The 22,154-nt window shown below is 66.5% G+C and carries 24 protein-coding genes; 12 read left to right on the forward strand and 12 right to left on the reverse strand.

Features of this window, described 5'->3' with window-relative positions:
• Nucleotides 1–118: 118 nt before the first annotated feature.
• Nucleotides 119–553 carry a hypothetical protein gene (locus HY57_RS20045; RefSeq protein WP_019465220.1) on the reverse strand — a complete coding sequence of 145 codons (435 nt, stop codon included), beginning with the start codon at nucleotides 551–553 and terminating at the stop codon, nucleotides 119–121.
• Nucleotides 554–843: 290 nt separating this feature from the next.
• Between HY57_RS20045 and HY57_RS21020 the strand changes: the two genes are divergently transcribed.
• The gene (locus HY57_RS21020; protein ID WP_019465221.1) at nucleotides 844–1,671 is read left to right on the forward strand and encodes a universal stress protein; all 828 of its coding nucleotides are present in this window, start codon (nucleotides 844–846) and stop codon (nucleotides 1,669–1,671) included.
• A 173-nt stretch (nucleotides 1,672–1,844) separates the two neighbouring features.
• Nucleotides 1,845–2,501, forward strand: coding sequence for an energy transducer TonB (locus HY57_RS20055; protein ID WP_026033916.1), 657 nt, complete (start codon nucleotides 1,845–1,847; stop codon nucleotides 2,499–2,501).
• Between the two features lie 75 nt (nucleotides 2,502–2,576).
• Here the strand turns inward: HY57_RS20055 and HY57_RS20060 are convergent, their stop codons facing one another.
• Nucleotides 2,577–2,867, reverse strand: a complete 291-nt coding sequence (locus HY57_RS20060; RefSeq protein WP_019465223.1) for a hypothetical protein — start codon at nucleotides 2,865–2,867, stop codon at nucleotides 2,577–2,579.
• A 223-nt stretch (nucleotides 2,868–3,090) separates the two neighbouring features.
• On the opposite strand from HY57_RS20060, the gene HY57_RS20065 reads away from it, so the two are divergent.
• A complete protein-coding gene (locus HY57_RS20065) occupies nucleotides 3,091–3,669 on the forward strand; it encodes a cysteine dioxygenase (protein ID WP_019465224.1) in 579 nt (192 codons plus the stop codon).
• Nucleotides 3,670–3,707: 38 nt separating this feature from the next.
• Nucleotides 3,708–5,078: an FAD/NAD(P)-binding protein gene (locus HY57_RS20070; RefSeq protein WP_019465225.1), complete on the forward strand. Its 1,371-nt coding sequence runs from the start codon at nucleotides 3,708–3,710 to the stop codon at nucleotides 5,076–5,078.
• Nucleotides 5,079–5,124: 46 nt separating this feature from the next.
• On the opposite strand, the gene HY57_RS20075 is transcribed toward HY57_RS20070, so the two are convergent.
• The 3 genes from HY57_RS20075 to HY57_RS20085 all read right to left on the reverse strand — a co-directional run bounded on the left by HY57_RS20075 (nucleotide 5,125) and on the right by HY57_RS20085 (nucleotide 8,620).
• Nucleotides 5,125–6,138, reverse strand: coding sequence for a zinc-binding alcohol dehydrogenase family protein (locus tag HY57_RS20075; protein WP_019465226.1), 1,014 nt, complete (start codon nucleotides 6,136–6,138; stop codon nucleotides 5,125–5,127).
• 160 nt (nucleotides 6,139–6,298) lie between these two features.
• Nucleotides 6,299–7,357, reverse strand: coding sequence for an SDR family oxidoreductase (locus HY57_RS20080; RefSeq protein ID WP_019465227.1), 1,059 nt, complete (start codon nucleotides 7,355–7,357; stop codon nucleotides 6,299–6,301).
• Between the two features lie 33 nt (nucleotides 7,358–7,390).
• Nucleotides 7,391–8,620, reverse strand: coding sequence for an MFS transporter (locus HY57_RS20085; RefSeq protein WP_019465228.1), 1,230 nt, complete (start codon nucleotides 8,618–8,620; stop codon nucleotides 7,391–7,393).
• A gap of 147 nt (nucleotides 8,621–8,767) precedes the next feature.
• Between HY57_RS20085 and HY57_RS20090 the strand changes: the two genes are divergently transcribed.
• Nucleotides 8,768–9,697, forward strand: coding sequence for a LysR family transcriptional regulator (locus HY57_RS20090; protein ID WP_019465229.1), 930 nt, complete (start codon nucleotides 8,768–8,770; stop codon nucleotides 9,695–9,697).
• A gap of 66 nt (nucleotides 9,698–9,763) precedes the next feature.
• Nucleotides 9,764–11,164, forward strand: a complete 1,401-nt coding sequence (gene cls, locus HY57_RS20095; protein ID WP_019465230.1) for a cardiolipin synthase — start codon at nucleotides 9,764–9,766, stop codon at nucleotides 11,162–11,164.
• 106 nt (nucleotides 11,165–11,270) lie between these two features.
• On the opposite strand, the gene HY57_RS20100 is transcribed toward cls, so the two are convergent.
• Nucleotides 11,271–12,470: an MFS transporter gene (locus tag HY57_RS20100; protein WP_019465231.1), complete on the reverse strand. Its 1,200-nt coding sequence runs from the start codon at nucleotides 12,468–12,470 to the stop codon at nucleotides 11,271–11,273.
• A gap of 69 nt (nucleotides 12,471–12,539) precedes the next feature.
• Entirely contained in the window at nucleotides 12,540–12,932 is a 393-nt protein-coding gene (locus tag HY57_RS20105; protein ID WP_019465232.1) for a hypothetical protein, read from the reverse strand.
• A gap of 200 nt (nucleotides 12,933–13,132) precedes the next feature.
• Here HY57_RS20105 and pncA point away from each other — a divergent pair, with 200 nt between their 5' ends.
• Nucleotides 13,133–13,780, forward strand: a complete 648-nt coding sequence (gene pncA, locus HY57_RS20110; RefSeq protein WP_019465233.1) for a bifunctional nicotinamidase/pyrazinamidase — start codon at nucleotides 13,133–13,135, stop codon at nucleotides 13,778–13,780.
• Here the strand turns inward: pncA and HY57_RS20115 are convergent, their stop codons facing one another.
• From HY57_RS20115 to HY57_RS20125, 3 genes are all read right to left on the reverse strand, one after another.
• Nucleotides 13,781–13,969 (reverse strand): CPXCG motif-containing cysteine-rich protein, encoded by a 189-nt coding sequence (locus HY57_RS20115; RefSeq protein ID WP_019465234.1) that lies wholly within the window; start codon nucleotides 13,967–13,969, stop codon nucleotides 13,781–13,783. It abuts the gene before it with no gap.
• Nucleotides 13,970–14,001: 32 nt separating this feature from the next.
• Nucleotides 14,002–14,424, reverse strand: a complete 423-nt coding sequence (locus tag HY57_RS20120) for a hypothetical protein (RefSeq protein ID WP_019465235.1) — start codon at nucleotides 14,422–14,424, stop codon at nucleotides 14,002–14,004.
• Nucleotides 14,425–14,498: 74 nt separating this feature from the next.
• Nucleotides 14,499–14,957, reverse strand: a complete 459-nt coding sequence (locus HY57_RS20125) for a PIN domain-containing protein (RefSeq protein ID WP_019465236.1) — start codon at nucleotides 14,955–14,957, stop codon at nucleotides 14,499–14,501.
• A gap of 75 nt (nucleotides 14,958–15,032) precedes the next feature.
• On the opposite strand from HY57_RS20125, the gene HY57_RS20130 reads away from it, so the two are divergent.
• The 3 genes from HY57_RS20130 to HY57_RS20140 are packed head-to-tail and all read left to right on the forward strand — an operon-like array spanning nucleotide 15,033 to nucleotide 16,775.
• The gene (locus tag HY57_RS20130) at nucleotides 15,033–15,308 is read left to right on the forward strand and encodes a hypothetical protein (RefSeq protein WP_019465237.1); all 276 of its coding nucleotides are present in this window, start codon (nucleotides 15,033–15,035) and stop codon (nucleotides 15,306–15,308) included.
• Nucleotides 15,305–15,811: a M48 metallopeptidase family protein gene (locus tag HY57_RS20135; protein WP_019465238.1), complete on the forward strand. Its 507-nt coding sequence runs from the start codon at nucleotides 15,305–15,307 to the stop codon at nucleotides 15,809–15,811. Before HY57_RS20130 ends, HY57_RS20135 begins: the two co-directional genes overlap by 4 nt.
• Before the next feature lie 52 nt (nucleotides 15,812–15,863).
• A complete protein-coding gene (locus HY57_RS20140) occupies nucleotides 15,864–16,775 on the forward strand; it encodes an ion channel (protein WP_019465239.1) in 912 nt (303 codons plus the stop codon).
• A gap of 27 nt (nucleotides 16,776–16,802) precedes the next feature.
• Here HY57_RS20140 and HY57_RS20145 read toward each other — a convergent pair whose 3' ends face one another.
• Complete coding sequence (locus tag HY57_RS20145; RefSeq protein WP_200873891.1) at nucleotides 16,803–17,963, reverse strand: quinone oxidoreductase family protein; 1,161 nt, start codon at nucleotides 17,961–17,963, stop codon at nucleotides 16,803–16,805.
• Between the two features lie 112 nt (nucleotides 17,964–18,075).
• Here HY57_RS20145 and HY57_RS20150 point away from each other — a divergent pair, with 112 nt between their 5' ends.
• Nucleotides 18,076–19,077, forward strand: a complete 1,002-nt coding sequence (locus HY57_RS20150) for a sulfotransferase family protein (RefSeq protein WP_144240861.1) — start codon at nucleotides 18,076–18,078, stop codon at nucleotides 19,075–19,077.
• Nucleotides 19,078–19,089: 12 nt separating this feature from the next.
• On the opposite strand, the gene HY57_RS20155 is transcribed toward HY57_RS20150, so the two are convergent.
• Entirely contained in the window at nucleotides 19,090–20,412 is a 1,323-nt protein-coding gene (locus tag HY57_RS20155) for an aspartyl/asparaginyl beta-hydroxylase domain-containing protein (protein WP_026033918.1), read from the reverse strand.
• Between the two features lie 159 nt (nucleotides 20,413–20,571).
• Here HY57_RS20155 and HY57_RS20160 point away from each other — a divergent pair, with 159 nt between their 5' ends.
• Entirely contained in the window at nucleotides 20,572–22,152 is a 1,581-nt protein-coding gene (locus HY57_RS20160; RefSeq protein WP_026033919.1) for a tetratricopeptide repeat-containing sulfotransferase family protein, read from the forward strand.
• Nucleotides 22,153–22,154 lie beyond the last annotated feature (2 nt).

Raw genomic sequence — 22,154 nt, forward strand, 5'->3', positions numbered from 1 at the left:
ACGGCTCCGTCACCTTAGCGGCCCCACGGGTGATTGCAAGGCCACGCCGCGTATGAAACGCCGCGCAGCCCCGTCGTGGATCAACCCATGCCGCCAGCGAAGGACCGCCGCACCACCGTCACTCGATGATGAAGGCGCCGAACGCCACACCGATGTCCCAGCCCTTGCCCGTGCCGCTGAGCGCCAGGGAGACGTTGCCCTTGGTCATCACGCGCGCACCGGCGGATTTGGAGGCCCCTGCATGCACGCCCGCGTCGGCGTAGTGGCCCTTGATCTCGCTGATGCTGCTGATGCCGGAGAACTTGCCGACGCCGTCGTCGATCTGGCTCTTGCCGAAGGTCAGGCCACCGCCCTTGACGCGGATGTGCACGCCCATGCTCTGCCCGTTGCTGCAATGGACGGTGCCGCTGCCGGTGGCCGTCTGATAGAACACCGACCAGCCCGAGAGACGGAAATTCATCTTGCACTCCAGGTCGCCGGCACGCGCCGGGACCGATGCCATCCCGCCGGCGAACGCCAACACCAAGGCCGCCGCAAACTTTGTCGCGCCCATCACACGCCTCCCATGCAAGCCGCACCGCCATCGCACGGCGCGTCAAGGATTCTGGCAAGCACGCACCGTCTGAGGCGTGAATACCTCTTTCACCCGGGCTGTACGCCAGAACAAGCCGCACCGGGGAAAAATGGCACAACCGGGCGTCCCCTCTCTCTCCCCCGACGCCCGGCCTTGCCGCCCCGCCATCCTGTGCGGGGCTTTTTTTTGAAGCCCGAGACGACGCCCGCTACACCGTCACCGACGGCAGGTTCTATGCTGGGGGCGGACCGGGAATCGGGAGAAGCGCCATGTCAGCGATCGACCTACTCTTGCATCTGGATCATCTGGACCTGGGCGCCGCCGCCCCCCGCGCCGCCATGGCCCTGGCGCAACGCCTCCACGCACGGCTCGACGCGCTGTACGTCGCCGACCTCCCCGCCACCGCCTTCAGCCTGCCCGAGGCCGTGCCCGTGCAGTTGGAAGAAACCCAGCGCCGGGTCGCCGAAGCGCAGACGCGCGACGGCCATTGGCGGGAGACGCTGGCCGCACGCTCGCTGGCGGGGCGTTGGCGGGTCACCCAGGGCGACACCGTGCAGGCCGTGAGCCAGGCAGCGTCGGGCTACGACATGCTGGTAATGGAGCGCAGCCAGAAGCGCAGCGACGCCCCGGTCGGCTTCGGCTCGGTATCGCGCTGCGTGTTCGCCAGCGGCCGGCCGGTGCTGGTGGTGCCGGACACCGCGCCCGTGCCAACCCTGGGCGCCAGCGTGCTGGTGGCCTGGAACGGCAGCCGCGAATCCGCGCTTGCCCTGGCCGCCGCCGTGCCGCTGCTGCAGAAGGCCGACGACGTGCGCGTGCTCGACGGCAGCGAAATGAATGCGGACATGTTGCCGGTGCTGCCCCCGCCCGGGCTGGCCGACTGGCTGCAGCGTCATGGCATCCACGCCCGCATCGATACGCTGGACGCCGGCCCCAGCCACGCGGCCGGACCCGCCGTGCTGGATGCCGCGCATGCGCAGGGCGCCGACCTGATCGTGATGGGTGCCTGGAGCCGCTCGCGCCTGGCGCAGATGGTGCTGGGTGGAACCACCCGCCACCTGTTCATGCATGGCGACGTGCCAATGCTGGTGGCGCACTGAAAAAACCGTTTCCAGGCCAGTCAGGGTGCACCGCCCAGAATAGCCCTCTATACGGCTACTTGTGCAAGTCCCATAAGTAGGCCTACGGTGAAATCGCGCCCGCGCGATCCCCACTGCCTCCCCGCAGCGTGTCGGGTGCGACAACCCAACATCGATACGTCAGGAGGTCGCCCATGTCGTCCGCAAGCCTGGCTGTACCCCGTCACGCCCATCCCGACAGCGTTCGCGTCGCTGCCATGAGTGCCGCCATCGCCCTGAACCTGGCTGCGCTCATCGCCGTCATGCGGCCGATGGCCCCGCAACTGGTACAGCAGGTGCAACGCGTCACCGCGATACCGATCAGCTGGATCACGCCGAAGAAAGAAGTGCCGCCACCGCCGATCATCGACCTGAAGAGGCCACCCTTACAGAAAGCGCCCACGCATGCGCCGGCCGTGCCCCATCCGGAACCCGTACCCGCGCCCGTACTTGCAACATCGGATGACGGCACGGTGGCCGCGCCGCCGGCAACACCAACGCTGGCACCGCCGACGATCGACACGGGGGCGGCGGTGGAAGCGACGCTGGCCTATCGCGCGACGCCGCTCAAATACCCGGCGCAGGCGTTGCATGCCCACATGCAGGGCCAGGTGATCCTGAAGGTACTGGTCGACGAGGCGGGCATCCCGCAGGAGGTCAGCATCGAGAAGAGCAGCGGCTCCACCCTGCTCGACCGCAGCGCGCAAGACCAGGTACTGAAGGGCTGGAAGTTCGAGCCGGCCACAGTGAATGGCCATCCCGCGCGTGCATGGGCACGCGTGCCGGTGACGTTCAACCTGAGCGAGCTGTAGCCACCATCCATCGGTGAGGGAAGGCCCGGCCTGCATCCAGCGGCAGGTCGGGCCATTCCACGGCAATCGAAGTTCTCAATGGGCGTTGGCGGTCGCCGTGTGCGCGGGGCCGCGCGCTACGCGCACAATGGCCCATATCACCGCCGCCACGACGATCACCGGCAGGTACGCGGGCAACAGGGCAAGCGCCACGATGGGCACCGCGACCAGCAGCGCGACGCCGCCGAGGAATAGGCCGAGCAAGGCGCCGATCAGGCTGAAGAGACCGCCAACCAGACTGAAGACAAGCTTGAACACCAGGCCGATCGTGACGGCCCCAAGCCAGAGTCCCAGTACCACCATCAAGAGCACGCTCATCGCAATCATGACGCTTCTCCTTTCGGCTCATCGTCGGCGACCATGCGCATCGACGTTTTGAGGCACCCCATACGGTTTTCAAGGCCCTCTCGAGTGTCATCGTGCGCTTTTGCGGAACGCTGCGCATGTCGCGAAAGTCATGCCATCCCGCGCGTTTGCAATCAGCGTGTGTTACAGGACTTTAACGAGGCAAATGGTCCACTGCGCGCCGGTTTCTGTCGAGTAACATCGCATGGCCAAACACATGCAACACCTCAAGGCGCTGCGTGAGATTGCGTTTGACTATGGCGTGGGCGAACACCCTGACCTTGCCACGATGGCAAGGGAACTGAGCCGCGCGGTATACCAGAACAAGCACGCGCTGGCCGACGACCTCGCCGACCTGCGCACGCGCGAAAAGGGTTTCGAACGCTGGCTGGTGGCACAGCGCAACAAGCCGGACATCAGCGTGCTGGTGATGGCGTGGCCGGCCAACTACGGCACGCCCATCCACGATCACGACGGCCTATGGGGCCTGGAGCTGGCACTGCACGGTGCGCTCGAAGTGGAATCGTGGGATCGCGGCGAAAACGGGAAGAACCTGCGCCTGACGGGCCGCGACTGGCTGGGCCCCGGCGACGTCACCTGGTTCGATGCCGACGACCGCCACGCGCATCGCTGCCGCAACCTTTCCCGAGCTGAAACCGCGCTGACGCTTCACGTCTACGGTGGCGATCTGGCACAGTACTTCACATACCAAGAAGCCGGCCAAGCCGGTCAGTGGACCAAGAGCCCGCAGCGCAGCGCCATTGCCGGCCGCCTGTACGCCTGATCCACGCCCACGTAGAAACGCTTTTTTAAGGGAATGGCATGTATCGAAGGGTCGCCATCATCGGCGGCGGCGCAGCAGCGGCAGCGCTGCTCAGTGAACTGCTGGAACGCCAGCTGCCACAGCCGTTGCATCTGGACTGGTACACCGGCGGCGGCAATTCGCCGCGTGGCGTCGCCTATGGCACGCGCTCGGACAAGCACCTGCTGAACGTCCGCGCGGCGTCGATGAGCATGTTTGCCGCACGCCCGCACGGATTCCTGGATTTCGCCCAGCGCGGCGACAGCACCATCGCCGGTACCGACTTCCTGCCGCGCCGTCTCTACGGCGACTATCTGGAAGCGGAAGTGGAACGTGCGCTCGAACGCGCAAGGGCGGCGGGTCATGACGTGCGCGTACTGCCGTTCACGGTGGATGCGCTCGTGCCCGAGAGTGATGGCGTCACTGTCATCCACGGCGAAGAGAATGCGCGTGTGGATGCCGCCGTACTGGCCATCGGCTCGTTGCCACCGCAGCCGCTGACCGGCGTCGCCGACGCGGCGATCGAGAGCGGCCGCTACGTCACCGAGCCGTGGGGGTTCCTGGCCCACGCCAAGCCGGACACCCGTCCGCTCAAGGTCGTGCTGATCGGGCTGGGCCTTACCGCGGTTGATGTGTTGCTGGAACTCTCCGCACTTTGGCCCAACGCCACGTTCGAAGCCATTTCGCGTCATGGCTTGCTGCCGGAACCGCACCTGCACCAGGCCTCCGCACCGGCCGACGACAGCAGCGAGCTGGTCGAATCGATGCGTGACGAGCCGTACATCCGCAGCTGGATCCGCCTGCTGCGCGAGTCCGTCGCGCAAAGCGCCGACTGGCGCACGGTGATCGACAGCCTGCGCCCGCATACGCCCTCGCTATGGGCCTTGTTGCCTGACGCGGAACGCTCGCGCTTTCTGCGCCATGCGCGCTGGGCCTGGGAGCGCGTGCGCCATCGCATGCCGCCGCAGGTGATGGCGGCCATGAAGGCACTGGAAAGTGCCGGCCGGCTGCACCGCCAGCGCGGCCGCCTGCAGGCGGTGGACGTGACGGGCGACAAGCTGCATCTGGATATCCGCCTGCCGCATGGCCGGGGCATGGAAACCATGGATGCCGACCTGGTGATCCAGACGGTGGGCCTGAATACGGATGTGCGTCGCACGATGCATCCGCTGATCCGCCAGCTGTCCACCAACGGGCATGTCACCGCCGATCCCCTGGGCCTGGGCGTCACCGCCACCAAGGAAGGCCGCGTCATGCATGGCGACCATGCGTGGCCGCGCTTCTACGCCATCGGCACCCTGCTGCGCGGTGTGCTGTGGGAATCCACCGCGATTCCCGAGATCCGGCAGCAGGCACGCCATCTCGCCGACCGCCTGGTGCGGGACGCGTAAAGGAAAAGGGAGCGCATGGCGCTCCCTTTTCGCATGGACCCGCGACTCACCAACCGCTCAGCACCACCTTGCCGATCGTGCTTGCGCTCTCGACCTGCGCGTGGGCGCGACGCAGGTTCGCAGCGTTGATGGTTCCCAGGTTTTCGCGCAACGTCGTGCGCAATACGCCCGCATCGACCAGATCCGCCGCTTCGTTGAGCAGCAGGTGCTGCGCCTGCATGTCTTCGGTGTGGAACAGCGAACGCGTGTACATGAACTCCCAGTGCAGCGAGAGGCTCTTCGGCTTGAGCAGGCGGATGTCCGGCAACGTGGCGGGATCATCAATCAATGCAAGCTTGCCTTGTGGCTTGAGCAGCTCGACCAGCGCAGGGAAATGCTGCTCGGTATGCGTAAGGCTGAGCACGTAATCCACGCCTTGAGGCGCCACGGATTTCACCGCAGCCACCAGGTCACCGTGATGATTGACGACGTGATGCGCGCCCATCGCCGTCACCCAGGCCTGCGTGTCTTCCCGCGACGCTGTGCCGATGACGGTGAAGTTAGTCAGCTTGCGTACCAGCTGGATCGCCATCGAGCCCACGCCGCCGGCACCGCCGACGACCAGAATCACCCCGCTGCGCGGCGTGCTGCCGCGCGGCACGCCGAGACGATCGAACAACATTTCCCAGGCGGTGATGGTGGTCAGCGGCATGGCCGCGGCCTGCGCGAAGTCGAGCGTGGAAGGCTTGCGCCCCACCAGTCGTTCGTCCACCAGCTGGAACTGGGCGTTGCTGCCGGGGCGATCGATGGCACCGGCGTAGTAAACGTCATCGCCAGGCTTGAACAAGGTGACATCGGCGCCCACGGCCACCACCGTGCCGGCCGCATCCCAACCCAGCACCTTGTCGCTGCCTTCGGGGTTGGCGCGCTGGCGAATCTTGGTATCCACCGGGTTGACCGAGACGGCCTCCACTCGCACCAACAGGTCGCGCCCCTGGGGCGCCGGCTGCGGCAGCTCCACGTCGACAAGGCTTTGCGCATCGGTGATGGGCAGGATCTGCCGGTAGGCAACGGCTTTCATACGGTTTTCCTCGCGGATGGATAGGGGACTTCAAGATGGCCACACCTTTGCTCGTCATTCCCGCGCAAGCGGGAATCCAGCGACTTTCAGGCCACGAAAGGCCAAGGCACTGGATTCCCGCTTACGCGGGAATGACGAGTTTCCAAAGGCTAGCGAAAACTCACGGAATGATTTTGCGCCGGCGAAAGTCATCAAACAGTCGCGTGAACATCGCCTTGGTCTCGACGTGCTCGTGGAAACCGAAGCGGCGCGCCTTGGAGCCGTCGCCGAACATGTCGTAGTCCCACGAAAACACGAAATCCGCGAAGCGCCAGGACGATACCTCGGACCAGGCATGCGGGGCCAAGCCGTGGCGCTCGCGCATGGCGTCCCACAGCGGCTCCTTGTCCGCCATCACCGTGGCCAGCGACAACGGCAGGGGTGGTGCCAGCGCCAGCCCGAAATAATCCGCGATGAAAGGCCACATCTCGCTCCAGCGGAACAGATCGCCATTGGTGATGTTGAAGGCCTGGTTGGCGCAGCGCGGTTCCGTGGCAGCCCACTCGGTAGCACGCGCGAGCAGGCCGGCGTCGGTCATTTCCAGCAGGCGGTCCCATGCCCCCGGCTTGCCGGGGAACCGCAGCGGCAGGCCCAGTTCCTTGCTGACCGACGCATACACGGCGATGGCCAACGCAAGGTTCATGGGGTTGCCCAGCGCGAACCCGCCGACCACTGCAGGGCGAATCGCCGACCAGCTCCAGGCCTTGCCCTGCTGGCGTGCCTCGAGGAAGCGTTGCTGGTCGTGCATGAACTCGGGCGGCATGAAGGCCGCATCGGATTCGCGCGCCGGCGTCTTGAATGGACCGAGATGGCCGCCGTAGACCTTGTAGCCCTGCATCAGGCTGATGTGTTCCAGCTTGCTCGCCACCGGTTCGATCGCATCGACCACGTTCACCAGCATGGCCATGTTCGGCGGTACCAGCTCCGCCCAGCCGGGGCGATCCTGGTAGGCGGTGTAGAACACATGCGTCACACTGGTGAGCGGAGCCAGCTTGCGTCGCGTGTCGCCGGCGTCGAGCAGGTCCACCGCGATATGGCGGACACGTCCCTGATCCACGCCAGCGCGACGCGAAAGCCCGATCACCTGCCAGTCTTCCTTCGCCGCCAGGTGATCGATCAGGTTGCGGCCGATCACGCCCTGCGCGCCGACTACCAGCGCGACCTTGGTTTGCGTTGTCATGACGTTCCTTCGTTCGATGGGGTGTGTGATGGATCAGGCACTGGCGGCGCAGGTCACCAGGCGGGTGACGCGGCGGCGTTCAAGCGCGGCGCTGATCGCCGTCACCAGCAGGCCAAACAGGGCGACGACCGCGCCGGCGATACTCACCGACGACAGGCCGAGATGCATGTCGATCATTGCGCCGCCGATGAAGGCACCGATGGCGTTGCCGAGATTGAACGCGGCGATGTTGAGCGTCGAGGCGAGATGCGGACCTTCGCTGGCCTGCTGCACCACACGCATCTGCAGCGGCGGCACCGTGGCGAACGCCGCCACGCCCCACACGAACACGGTAACGACGGCGGCGATGGTGTTGTGCATGCTCCATGCGAACACCAGCATGATCAGCACGAGCACAGCCAGCACACCCATCAGCGAGGGCATCAGGCGCCAGTCCGCCAGGCGGCCGCCCAGCATGTTGCCGACCGTGGTGCCCACGCCGAACAGAATCAGCACCCAGCCCGTGGCGCCCACGCTCACATGCGAGGCCTGCTGCAGGATCGGCGCGATGTAGGTGAACACGGTGAACACACCGCCGAAACCCAGCACGGTCATCAGCAGCGCCAGCAACACCTGCGGCTGGCGCAGCACACCCAGCTCGCGTTTCATGTGGGGTGACGGCAAGTCCGGCAGGGCCGGCACCAGACGCCACACAGCAATGGCTGCCACCAGCCCCAGCCCGGTGACCGCGGCGAAGGTGGAGCGCCAACCGGCCCATTGACCGAGGAAGGTGCCGAACGGCACGCCCAGCACATTGGCCAGGGTCAGACCGGTGAACATCAGCGCGATGGCGCGGGCGGCCTGCCCGCGCGGCACCACGTGCGACGCCACCACGGCGCCGATGCCGAAGAACGAGCCATGACAGAACGCCGCGACCACGCGCGCCACCATCAACACGCCATAGTTGGGCGCCACCGCGCAGAGGGTGTTGCCCAGGATGAACAGGCCCAGCAGCAACAGCAGCGCGTTGCGCCGTTCCATGCGGGCCGTCAGCGCCGCCAGCAGCGGCGCACCAGCAGCTACCCCCAGCGCATAGCCCGACACCAGCAGGCCGGCGGACGGGATGCTGACATGCAGGTCCGACGCCACCTCGGGCAGCAGGCCCATGATGACGAACTCCGTGGTGCCAATGGCGAAGGCCGCGACAGACAGCGCCAGCAGGGCCAGCCGGGACTGGCCAGCCGCGCCGATGCGGGGGCCTTCAGCGGAAAAGGGGGCATTCATGGGACGGTCCCAGATGGAAACGGGCGCCACTTTGCGCCTTGTCGTCCCTTGCGGGAATTGCGCAAACTAGAGAGGCATCTTTTCCTGAAAGTTAAAGATGCCGGGAACCGGGACGGGCTTTCCGGTGCGCGTCGGAGCGTCTGGACGATGGTCGATTTCGAAGACATGCGCTTGTTCGTACGCGCCGTCACCGAGGGCAGCCTGTCGGCGGCCGGGCGGGAGCTGGGCCTGTCGCCCGCGGCCGCCAGCAAGCGGCTGACCCGGCTGGAAACCGCGTTGGGCGTCCGCCTGCTCCAGCGCAGCTCCCGCCGCCTCGTGCTCACCGACGAAGGCACCATCTACTTTGAGCGCTGCCAGGCCATCATCGCCGACGTGGACGACGCCAATTCGGCGGTCGGGCTGCGCCAGCTGGAAGTACGCGGCCAGCTGCACATCTCCGCCTCGGTGGACATGGGCCGCCAGTACATCGGCCCGATGGCGGCGAACTTCGCGGACCAGCATCCGCAGCTGCACCTGCGGGTGACCAATTCGGACGCCTTGCTCGACCTGTTCGAAGCCGGCGTGGACGTGGCCGTGCGCGGCGGCACCATGGCCGATTCGCGGCTGGTGTCGCGCCGGCTGGCCAACAACTTCCGCGTGCTATGCGCCTCCCCGGCCTACCTGGATCGCCACGGCCATCCGCGCAGCGCCGACGACTTGCAGCAGCATCGCTGCCTGATGCTGCACCGGCCAGGACACGGCGTGCTGCCCTGGATCGTGCAGACGCCCGACGGCCCGCGCTCTTTGCGCGTGGACGCCGCGATGACTTGCGACAACGGCGACCTGATGCGCACGCTGGCGGTGGCCGGGCACGGCATTGCCTTCAAATCCGCCTGGGACATCGCCAAGGACGTGCGCGCCGGCCGGCTGGTGCCACTGAAGAACGACGTGATCCTGCCGGACGCCCACCTCTACGCGATCTACCCCAGCCGCGCCTACCTGCCTGCGCGCATCCGGCTATTCGTGGATCATCTGCAGCAGGAACTGCAGGCCCGCGAACAGGATGTGCTCGATACCGTGCGCGCCGCGATGCGCTGACCACGTGGAGAACACCATGCACGACCCGCTACACCCCCGCCGCGCCCCGGCCATCGGCCGCATCGCATGCTGACCACGGCCATCGGCGTTGTGGTGATCGTCCTGCACGTCGCCGGCGTGCTGGCTGCCATGCACGCGGTGATGAATACGCGCACGCCCCAGGGGGCGTTTGCGTGGGCACTCGGGCTGGTGTTCCTGCCCTACGTCACGTTGGTGCCTTATCTCTACCTCGGGCGCAGCCGCTTCCACGGCTACATCGACCTGCATCGTGCGCGCCGCGGCCAGATCCAGGCGCTCTATGCCGAACATCTCGCCGATGCCAGCCCGCCGGTGGTCAGCGAGCGCTACGGCGAAATCGCACGCATGCTGGGGGCACGCTTCCACGAAGGGCAGCGCCTGCGCCTGCTGGTGGACGGTGACGCCACCTTCGATGCCATGCTGGCCGCCATCGGTGAAGCTCGGCAGTGCGTGCTGGTGCAGTTCTTCATCTTCCACGACGACATGCTCGGCCGGCGCATGCAGCAGGCGCTGATCGATCGCGTACGCACTGGCGTGGACGTCTGCGTGCTGTACGACGGCATCGGCAGCCACGCCCTGCCCCACGCCTATGTGGATACCCTGCGCCAGGCGGGCGTGAACATCCATCCGTTCGCCACGCAACGCCGCAGCAACCGCTTCCAGCTCAACTTCCGCAACCACCGCAAAATCGTCGTGGTGGACGGCAAGCGCGGTTTCGTCGGCGGCCTCAACGTGGGCGACGAATATCTGGGACTCAAGCCGCCGCTGGCGCCTTGGCGGGATACGCACCTCGAGATCGAAGGCCCCGCGGTAGCCGACCTGCAACGCAGCTTTGCGGAGGACTGGCATTGGGTCACGGGCGTCCTGCCGCCCTTACTCAAGCCAGCCCCCGCCCGAGGCACGGCGCATACGCTGATCGCCGCCACGGGACCGGCGGATCGTCAGGAAACCTGCTCGCTGTTTTTCGTCGCGCTGATCCACGCGGCACGGCATCGGCTGTGGATCACCACGCCCTACTTCGTGCCGGACCTGGCGGTGATGGCGGCGCTGCGGCTTGCCGTGTTCCGCGGCGTCGACGTGCGCGTGCTCATTCCCTCACGACCGGACCATCACACCGTCTTCCTCGCCTCCAGCCTGTACGCGCACGACGCCGTGCGCGCCGGTATCCGCGTATTCCGCTACCAGCCGGGCTTCATCCACGAGAAGGTGCTGCTGGTGGACGACGACACCGCGTCGGTCGGCAGCATGAATCTCGACAATCGCTCGTTCCGCCTGAATTTCGAGATCAGTGCGCTGAACGTGGATCGCGCCTTCGCCGCCCAGGTGGAGGCGATGCTCGACAACGATTTCGCGCATGCGCACGAAGTGACCGAGGCGGAATACGAGAAAGCGCCGTACCTGCGGCGACTGGCGATGCATGTCGCGCGGCTGTTCGATCCGGTGCTGTGATGCCTGTCGCTTACCTGTGGGAGCGCACCCTGTGCGCGACAACCGCCCACCGAAGCACGGTGGATGTCGCGGTCGCGCACAAGGTGCGCTCCCACAGTCAGGCCTATTAACCGGTGGTCTTGTTGCCGTAGACCAGATACAGACAAGTCGTCAACACAGCCGCCGCCAGCGCCATCGACGCCGCCACCACGAACATCGGCCCATAGCGTCCACCGGAAGCGATCCATCCGCCCAGCGGGCCGGTGACGCCAAGCGCCACGTCGATAAATACCGAATACGCCGCCAGCGCCGCCCCGCGATTGCTCGTGCTCACGCGCTCCACCGCCACCACGCCCAGCGCGGGAAACACCAGCGAGAAACCGATGCCGCACAGCGCGGCGCCTAGCATCGCCACGCCGGCATGACCGGCGGTGGCCAGCACGACCAGCCCCACGCCTTCGATCAGCAGGGAGACCAACGCCGTGCGGTAGCCGCCGAAATGCGCGATGGTCCAGCCCAGCACCAGACGCACGCCGACGAAGCACACGCCGAACACACTGAGCGTTGGCGCGGCGCCTGCCCAGCCCTCGCTGGCGTAGTACAGCGTAATGAACGTGGCGATGACACCAAAACCCACCGAACCCAGCGCGAGTCCCATGCCATAAGGCGCCACGCGACCGAACACGTGGTGCATCGGCATGCGCTCCCCCGCCTCCACGCGCGCGGCGGGACGACGCCACGCCAGCCACAGGCCCAGCACCATCAACACCAGGCTGGCCACGCCGATGCTCGCGAAACCGAGCGCCCCCGTGAGGAGGACACCCAAGGGCGCACCGACCGCGAGCGCGCCATAGGTGGCGATGCCGTTCCACGAAATCACCTTGGCGGTGTGCTCGGCGCCGACGCGCCCGATGCCCCACATGATGCAACCCGTCGCCACGCAACTCTCGCCCATACCCAGCGCCAGCCGCGCCACCAGCATCACGCCCACCGACGCCAGCGGCCAGCCGCGCACCATCGCGGCAGCGATCATCAGCAGGCCACTGCCAGCGCATGCCACCAGGCCGATGAGCGCGGCACGCTTGGGGCCGGCGGTATCGGACGTCCGTCCGGCGAACCCACGGCTGAGCAAGGTGGCCACGTACTGCGTGCTGATCACCAGCCCGGCGAGCACGGCGCCAAAGCCAAGATCGTCGTGCACGAACGGCGGCAGCACCGCCAATTGCATGCCGATCACCAGATAGGCGAGGAAGGTGAAGAGGACGATCTGGACGATGCGCAGAGTCAGCGGCGTGTCGCGCTCGCGCGGTTCAACGTGAGTATTCATCGGTACAACGAGGGGAGGGAAAAGACTTGCTGCAGCATGGCACCGGCGTCATGGCAACGCCGGTACCCGCTATTGCTGGGACGGGCGCTGAGACGGGCGTTGGCGACGGCGCCCTGCCAGCCACCAGCCGACGTAAACGCCAACGCACACCCCAATGAACTCGGCCACTACACGTCCGCCGAGGTTGTCCGGGTCGTGTACTTCGGCAAGGCGCACGCGCAGCAGTTGCAGCGACTGCACGCGCCCGTAGTTGAAGTAGAACAGATTCCACAGGTCGCTTCCGCCCGCCAGCACCATGCCGATCACCGTCGCCCAACCGATCTCCAGCGCCGGACTCCAGCCCTGGGAACGTCCGTACAAGTGCAACAGGGTGAAGACGACCAGGCCGAGGACGAGCGCGATCGCGCCGGCCTCCAGCGCACCCTCGAAGCCGTAGCCCATCCAGGATTGATCGAAGAACATGCCCCTGTTTCCCGTCGGTTGCCCAGGCTCATTATGCCCGCGACGGCGGCCCCATCGGGCACCAACCTTGGTCTACACCGGATGGCAGACCCTGAACGCCGCGCATCGGCAGCCGGGGGCCCGTCGAGCGCGTCACACCACGATTCCGTCCGGCCAACTAGACTGCCAGGCGCAACCTTTTGCGAGACCCGCTTTTGACCATGAACCACCCCGTCAGCAGCCGTGCTGCCCTCATCCTCGTCGACGTGCAACCGGATTTCATGCCCGGCGGCGCGCTGGCCTGCCATGAGGGTGACGCCATCGTGCCCGGCATCGACCAACTGCTGAGGCGCGACCTCTTCAAGCACGTCGTCGCCACGCAGGACTGGCACCCGGCCGACCATGTCTCGTTCGCCTCCTCCCATCCGGGCCGCGAACCCTTCGACCGCATTCCGCTATACGGCCACGCGCAGACGCTGTGGCCGCCGCATTGCGTACAGGACACGCCCGGCGCGGAGCTACACCCATCCATCGACTGGACCCACCTGGATACCGTGATCCGCAAGGGTGACGACCCCCGCGTGGACTCCTACAGCGGCTTTCGCGAAAACCACGGGCCCCACGGCAAGCGTCCTGCCACGCCGCTGGACGAGTGGCTGCGCGACCAGGGCGTGGACGAGGTGTATGTGTGCGGGTTGGCGCGCGATGTCTGCGTGCTGTGGACCGCGCAGGACGCGGTGGAGCTGGGCTATCGCACGCATGTGCTGTGGGACCTCACGCGCCCGGTCTCGCCGGACACCGACATTCCCACGCGCCTGCGCTTCGAGAACATGGGCGTGGACGTGATCGAATCGTCCGCGCTCGACTGATCAACCGTCGTTTTCGGACGCCACGCTGACGCTGGGCTCGCCGTCTTCGTCGATGCTTACGCGGATATCGATGGGACGGCAGCAGACCTGGCAATCTTCGATGTACTGCTGGTCGCCGGCAGAGCCATCGATGAGTATCTCGATGGCTTCGCCGCAATAGGGGCAATGGATGAGGGTGGATTCGAGCATGACATCCTCACTTGCCGGTGCTTGCCTGCCGCTCAGCGCTTGGCCAGCGACAGCGACGAGCCCCACTTGTTGACCTGCACCACCGCGCTTTCGCCCGCGGCCAGGTTGGTGTCCACGTGTGCATCGCTGCTCACCTTGTGGCATGCGCCGGAATTGCGCAGCGACACGGTGTGTGCGCCGCTCGGCACGTAGAACGTCGCCTGCTCGCCGGTTTCCAGCTGCGCGGCGAACTTGTCGTCGATGACCACCTGGCTGGAGCAGCCGCCGCCGAAGTAGCCGTTGGCGCGCACCACCTGCAGCGTGGCGTTGCCATCGCCCGGCGTCTGGTAGAGGAACTGGCGGTTGGACACCACGTCCTTGGTGACCTTGTCGTGGTCGTTGGTCACGCCGCAGCCGGTCAGCGCCACCAAGGCCACCAACACTGCCGCACCCGCTACGTTCTGCATGATCTTCATCGCCGGACTCCACCTTGGATTGTGAGCTGTTCGAGCATCGCTAAGACGCGATCAATCGGTTGTGAATCGTACGCTTACGGCGGGGGTGGTTCCCATGCCGAAGGACACAGGATGCGGAACCAGCCCTCGCGAGCCGTCCGGCGGGCCAGCTGGAGCAACGCCTTGTCCTTGCTGAGCAGGGTCTGCGCCCCGGCGGCAAGCGCCAGCTCCAGGAACTTCTGGTCGTCCGGATCGGCGCAACGCGGAAGCTTCACCCCGGGATGCAACGCCAAGGCCTGGCCTGAAAGCAGCGTCACCCAGCGATCGAACGCCGTGGCCGCCTCGGCGCGTGCCGGTGCCGTAAGCCCAAAGGCCGGGTACGTCAGCACCGCCAGCCATTCCGCACGGCACGGCTCGTCCACCACGGCCGTGGCCACGCCTCGCTGCAGCGCATCCATCAGGCGCGCGCAGGCGGGGTCGCGGAACACGAACAAGTCGAGCGCGACATTGGTATCGAGGACAAGCCGGGGAACGGGGACAGACATGGCGCGCATGGTGGCACAGCCGGTCGGCCAAGCGGAGATCGTAAACAGGCTCTAAAATGGGCATCCCCATCGCGGACTGCCGACATGACCGAACGCCTTTTTGACCACTACGCGGTCCGTGCCACGGCAGTAGCCGAGGGATCGCGCTACAGCGCCTGCATCGTGGTCACGCCGCGCGGGCGCCATGGCTTCCCGGTGTACTTCGCGGTCTGCGAAAACCGCAGCTTCCGCGACCAGGCGCTGGCCGAGGCCGCCGCCGGCAAGGCACTGGCTGCCATCGAGTCGCTGGAAGAAGACGGCACCCCAGTGTTCCCGGAAAACTACACCGGCTTCGACGACGAAGAACCGCCCGCCGCATGACCGCGCTGAAGTACCTGGGCGGCTATCCACCGGCCCTGCTCGACAAGGTGCGCCAGCTGATCGACCGCGACGAGCTGGGCGACTATCTGCAGAAGCGCCATCCCGGCCGCCACGAGATCCAGAGCGACAAGGCGCTCTATGCCTATACCAACGCGTTGCGCCAGGAGCACCTGCGCAACGCGCCCGGCATCGACCGTGTGTGGTACGACAGCAAGCTCGACGTGATCAGCAAGGCGCTGGGCCTGCACACGGCCATTTCGCATGTGCATGGCGGCCGCCTGAAGGCGCGCAAGGAAATCCGCATCGCGTCCCTGTTCCGCGACACGCCGCCGGAGTTCCTGCAGATGATCGTGGTGCACGAACTCGCGCACCTGAAGGAAGCCGAGCACAACAAGGCGTTCTACCAGCTGTGCGAGTACATGCAGCCGGACTACCACCAGCAGGAATTCGACCTGCGCCTGTACCTGACATGGCGCGATCTGCAGGCCAGAAGCAGCGCTTGAAGCAAGCTCACCGCGATAGAATCGACGCGCCCTTCCCCGACCGGTAGCGCTCATGTCCGCGTGGTTTCGCCAGTGGCTCAATCGTCCCCGCATCATCCAGATCGGCGGAAGGCCGTTCGTCAGTGAAGGACTGACGCAACGCGTCTGGGACGACATCTACCACTTCGCGCTCACCATCCGCTGGCCCACCTTCTTCGGGCTGGCCGCAGCGGTATTCCTGGCGGTCAACGGCTTGTTCGGCGTGCTGTACCAGCTGGGCGACCACGCCATCGCCAACCAGTTTCCCGCCAACTTCGCCGGTGCATTCTTCTTCAGCGTCGAAACGCTGGCGACAGTCGGCTACGGCGACATGCATCCGCAGACGGTGTACGGGCATCTCGTCGCCACGGCGGAGATCTTCATCGGCATGCTGAGCATCGCGCTGGTCACGGGCCTGGTGTTCGCCCGCTTCTCGCGTCCGCGCGCCAAGATCATGTTCGCCGACCATCCCGTGATCCGCCTTGTGCACGGCAAGCCCACGCTGATGATCCGCGTGGCGAACGCGCGCCAGAACGCGATCGTGGAAGCCTCCGCGAAACTGCACCTGCTGGTGCGCGAGACCTCGCCGGAAGGTTTTCGCCTACGCCGCATCCACGACGTCTGCCTGCTCCGCGACCGCCACCCGGTGTTCATGCTGAGCTGGAGCCTGATGCACGTCATCGACGAAAACAGCCCGCTGTACGGCATGGACGAGGATTCACTGCAGACCCTCGAGGCCACGCTGATGCTGAGCATCGAGGGCATCGACGAAACCACCTCGCAATCCATGCTCGCGCGCCACCAGTGGAGCTGGCGCGAGTGGCGSTGGAACCATCGGTACATCGACCTGGTGAGCGACGACGAGCAAGGCGTCAGCCACATCGACTACGGCGTGTTCCACCGCGTGCTGCCGGTGGAAGAGGGCGAGGACGCTGACCGCCCCTAAGCGCCGGCCCACGATCCCTGAGCCTATTCAAAATCTTGCCCTGCCCCTCCGACCGTCATTCCCGCGAACCCCGAAAAGGGGGCGAGAGCGGGAATCCAGTGCCTTTAAGCTTTGAGCACAACTGAATAAAGACGCTGGATTCCCGCTCTCGCCCCCTTTTCGGGGTTCGCGGGAATGACGGTGAGGAAATTTTTGGGGGCTTGAAGGAGACCGGGAACAGGCTGCAAAGCCAATTACAGCGTCAGCAGCACCTTGCCGATGGCAGRCGCGGCTTTCCAGGTAGGCGTGCGCCTGGGCACCGTCACGCAGCGGGAAGCGCGCGGCGATGCGCGGCGTGAGCACGCCCTGGCGGATCTGCTCGAACAGCGCCGCCGCGCGTTCGCGGCGCACCGCCGGGCCGGTCAGCACGTTCCACAGGTCGCCACCGGTCAAGGTCAGCGAGCGATCCATCAACAGACGTGGATCGACCGGTGCCGGGTCACCGGCCGCCATGCCATAGAACACCACGGTGCCACCGATGCGCGCTGCCGCCAGGCTGTCCGCCAAGGTGCGTCCGACCGAGTCGTAGACGACGTTCGCGCCATGGCCGCCGGTCAGTACGCGTGCCGCGTCCACCCACTCGTCGTAGCCCACCGCGGCGTCGGCGCCCGCGCCGATCACGGCGTCCCGCTTGACCTCACTGGAGGCGATGCCCAGCACCACCGCGCCTAGTGACTTGAGCATCTGCACCAGCAGCAGGCCAACGCCGCCCGCTGCGGCATGCACCACGGCGACATCGCCCGGGCGCACCACGAAACTGTCGGTGACCAGGTACTGCGCCGTCAGTCCCTGCAGCAGCACCGCCGCGGCCGTGTCGAATTCGATGTCGTCGGGCAGCGGGATCAGGCGGTCGCGATCCACCGCCACCAGCTCCGCATTGGCATGGGCCATGTCGGCGAAGCCGACCCGGGTGCCGGCAGGGAAGCGCGAGTCACCCACCTCCACCACGCCCGCCCCTTCGTACCCGAGCACCCAGGGAGCCTCGCCACTGAGGTGGTAATTGCCGTTACGGCGGTAAACGTCGGCGAAGTTGAGCCCAACGCTCTTCATTCGCACCAGGACCTGGTCCGGCCGGGGTATCGGATCGGGGCGTTCGGTCCAGCGCAGCACGTCGGCGGTGCCAAAGCGGTCAAAAGTGAGTGCGCGCATGGGCTTGTCCAGGCTGGGCAGCAGAGGATGACAGGTTTCCGGGCGAATTCACGGGGCCCGCGAGGCAAAACGTGACACCCCATTCGCCATTTCCTTACGCGAAGCTGTATTTTTGGTCAACGAAGCGCAAATTCACGCGTTATACACCCCCACTGGCCATGCCGCCGCGGCCATTGCACAGGGAGACAGCACCATGCAGCGAACCTTTGTCGTGGGTTGCCCACGCTCCGGGACCACCATCGTCCAGGCTTTGCTGGCGCGACACCCTGCGATCTATACGCTGCCGGAAACCGCCTTTTTCGAGCAATTGCACGGGGACCTGGCCTGGCGCTGGGGCGATGCCGGCGTGCAGCCGCGCCGGCGCCGCTGGCGCCAGGCGCTGGGCTTGACCCGCCGCGACATGCGCCAGACCTTTGCCGCCCTGCAGCTTCAGCTGGCCGGGTCGCGGCCATCGCTTCCCGCCGTGTATCACTGGCACACGCTGTCCCGGCGGTTCCTGCAGTTGCTGGATCATTCCGCCATCGCCGCGGGACGGGTGATGTGGCTGGAAAAAACCCCCAATCACCTGCTCTACATTCCTGAAATCGAAGCGCTGGCGCCGGATGCCCGCTTTGTCCACGTCGTGCGCCGGGGCATGGATGTGCTCGCGTCGCTGGCCGACGTCTACCTGCGCTTCGAAAACGACGATGCCTTCGGCGGCGGCACCGTGCACTGGGCACGCCGCTGGAACCGTGCCATGGACATCCATGCCCAGCATGTCGGCCGGCCCCATCATCACTTCATCTTTCTGGAAGACTTGGTGCGCCAGCCGGACACCGAGTGGGCGCGCCTGTGCGCCTTCCTCGAACTACCGCCGGAAGCGCCGCTGGAGAGCGCCAGCCACCAGTCCATCGCGAACCTGAAGGACGAACCCTGGAAGGTCTCCGCCATCGAGGGCCAGGTGCGCGAGACCGACCGCAAGGTCGACAGCCTGTTCGGACCCAAGCTGCAGCGCTGGCTGCTCGGCCGTCTCGCCTCCTACGATGAGCTGCGCGCGCAATGCCACGCCATTCGCACGCTGCCCGCATCCCGCTCGCGCAAGGCCTACGGCATGCAGGTGGCCGGCGTCGGCTGAGCCACGCCCGGCTCAGCTCCCGGGCACCGAAACTTCGCTGGCGCGGTTGAAATCGCCGATGGTCTCGACCAGATCGGTCACCGCCAGGCGCTCCACCTCGGTGAGGTCGGGGTTCCAGCTATCCAGGATCACCACCACGCGCGTCCTGTCGCTGCGGTTCCAGGCCTCGTGCTCGAAGGTGTCGTCGAAGGTGACACAGCGGCCTTCCTGCCACTCGTGCAACTCGCCGCCGACATTGATCGCGCAGTCAGGCGGCACGATCAACGGCAGGTGCGTGACCAGGCGCGTATTGGTGACGCCGCGATGCGGCAGGATGTGGGTACCCGGACGCAGCACCGAGAACAGGGTTTCCGGCGCATGGTCGCGGATGCGCACCAGCGGGATGCGCTCCAGCACGGCCGAGGTGCGTGGGCAACGCCGGTGGTGATCGTCGAAGCGATCGCCGTGGCGGTAGAAGAAATACGCGTCCCATGCCGCCGGCTGCACCCCGGAAGCGCTGAGGTGGCCGCTGAGTTCCTCGACGGTCTGATTGCCCAGGAACGGCTCCAGCGGCTGGTTCTCCGCGAGCACGTCACGCAGTTCCTCGCGAATGATGTCGGTGGCGTCCTCGAGTGCCGCCTGCCAGGGGAAGCGCTCCCTGCCGTAGTACGCCTGGCTCGGCACGCCCGGGAAATACAGGAACTTGGGCTTTTGTCGCGGATCGGGCAGGCTGGCCGGGCGCTCGCCCAGATAGATGGCCAGGCATTCCTCCACGCGCGCCAGGGATGCCCGGCCGTAGCGCTCGCGCAGCGGTTCCAGCACGGCATCGAAGGTGCGCCGGCGACCGGCGTCGATGAAACGCATGGCGTGCTGCACCGGCTGCCGCAGTCCCGGCGCGGTGGTGGCGTCACTCATCCAGCGCCCCTCGGCCTGCGCCGAATTGACCGCGCCGAAGTACGCCAGCAGGGCGTGATGGGTATCCCCCAGTTGCTCCAGCGCCATGCCCAGGCGCAGGCGCGCGACGAACATGTGCGGCGCAAGGTCCAGGCAGCATCGCAGGCTTTCGGCCGCCCCCTGCAGGTCACCCGTCATCGACTGCACCACGCCCAGCTGGTGCCACAGGTCGGGATGATCCGGGCGCGCCTTCACCGCCGCCTGCAGCATGGCCAGTGCCCGGTTCGCATCGCCCCTGGACACATGGCGGGCGGCCACGAACTGCAGAGCCTCGGCATCATCGGGCACCTGCTCGAGCAGGCGCGCGAAGTATTGCTCCGCCAGCGCCGCATCGCCCTGCTTCAGTCCGTTGAGCGCCATTTCCCGCAGCGCCGACGCTGCCACTCCCACCCCGGTATTCATCGTTGCTCCCACCGCTTGCTACATCATGCTTTTCATGGAACGCCGGGGTCCCCACCACGGCGCATGTGGGCATAATAGACGCGTTTTGACGGGCCGCACGCGCTTTTTTCACCAGCGGGAAGCGACGCCGCGGAAGTCACTTCCTGGATCGGGCCATTGATGAATTCGCGACTGCAAGGGTTAGGGCCATCGGCCACCCAACAAGTGATGACCGCCGCCCAGGCACTCGATGCCGGGCGCGCCGACGAAGCCGACCGCCAGCTGGAGCGCGTGCTCGCGGCCTACCCCGATCATCCCGAAGTGTTGCGCATGAAGGCCGGCATCCACAGCCTGCGCGGTCGGCACAACGACGCCGTGCAACTGATGCGGCGGGCTCTGGCGCAGCGTCCGCAGGACGCGCTTTACCACAATACGCTGGGCTCCCTGCTCGGCGCAGCGGGCGACTATGAAGGAGCCATCGGCGCCCTGAGCCGCACTTGCGAACTCGAACCCGGGCTGGCCATGGCCTGGTACAACCTCGGCGTCATGCTTACCAAGTCGGTGCGCAACGAAGAGGCCACCGAGGCGCTGCAGCAGGCGCTGAAACGGGAGCCCGGCCACGTCGCCGCACGCGCGCTGCTGGCAAACCTGCTGCGTACGCGCGGCCATGTGGATGAAGCGGCGGCGGAATATCGCCGCATCATTGCGCTGCGCCCCAGCTTCGGCCTGGCCTGGTGGGGCTTGGCCGACCTGCGCACGCAGCGTTTCGATGCCCAAGACGTGGCGCAGATGCAGGCCGCGCTGGAACGTCCCGATGCCACCGAGAACGACCGCATAGCGATCGGCTTCGCCCTCGCCCGGGCTTTCGACGACGAGGGTCAATACGCCCGTTCGCTCGATGCACTGGCGCGCGCCAACGCCACCGCACGCCGCTACCAGGCCTGGGATGCGCCGCTCTTCTCCACCGGCGTTGCGTCGGTCGCCGATGCATTCGATCCACCACCTGCCGGCAGCAAGGCCGCGCTGGGCAGCGAGGTCATCTTCATCACCAGCCTGCCGCGTTCGGGCTCCACGCTGGTCGAACAGATTCTCGCCTCGCACTCTTCCGTGGAGGGCGCGGGCGAATTGCCGGACCTGCCGCGCGTGCTTGCGGAGGAAACGCAGCGACTGGGCGGCAAGCCCATTCCACAGTGGGCGCGCGAGGCCACGCCAGAAGACTGGCAGCGGCTGGGCCAGCGTTATCTCGACCGCACCGCGCACTGGCGCCGCGAACGTCCGGTGTTTACCGACAAGCTGCCCAACAACTGGATCTACATCGGCGCCATCCGCGCCATGCTCCCCGGCGCGCGTGTCATTGCCGTGCGGCGCGATCCACTGGAGACCTGCTTCTCCTGCTATCGCCAACCGCTGGATGCGGCCAACGGATACAGCCGCAGCTTTGACGACCTGGCCAGCTTCTGGCGCGACTTCGACCGCAGCGTGTCGCGCGGTGCGGCGCTGCATCCGGGCCACGTCCGCGAGCACAGTTACGAAGCCATGGTGACCGACCCGGAAACGCAGATCCGCGAGTTGCTGGCGTTCTGCGGCTTGCCGTTCGAAGAAGCCTGCCTGAACTTCCACGAGAACCGGCGCGTGGTGCGCTCGCCCAGCGCCACCCAGGTACGCCAGCCCATGCGCAAAGACACGGCTCGCTCGCATCGCTACGGTGCGCTGCTCAACCCGCTGCGCGCGGCGCTGGGCTTACCGGCCTTCAGCGAATGACA

Origin of the sequence: Dyella japonica A8, assembly GCF_000725385.1 — a bacterium.
Taxonomy (GTDB): Bacteria; Pseudomonadota; Gammaproteobacteria; order Xanthomonadales; family Rhodanobacteraceae; genus Dyella; species Dyella japonica_C.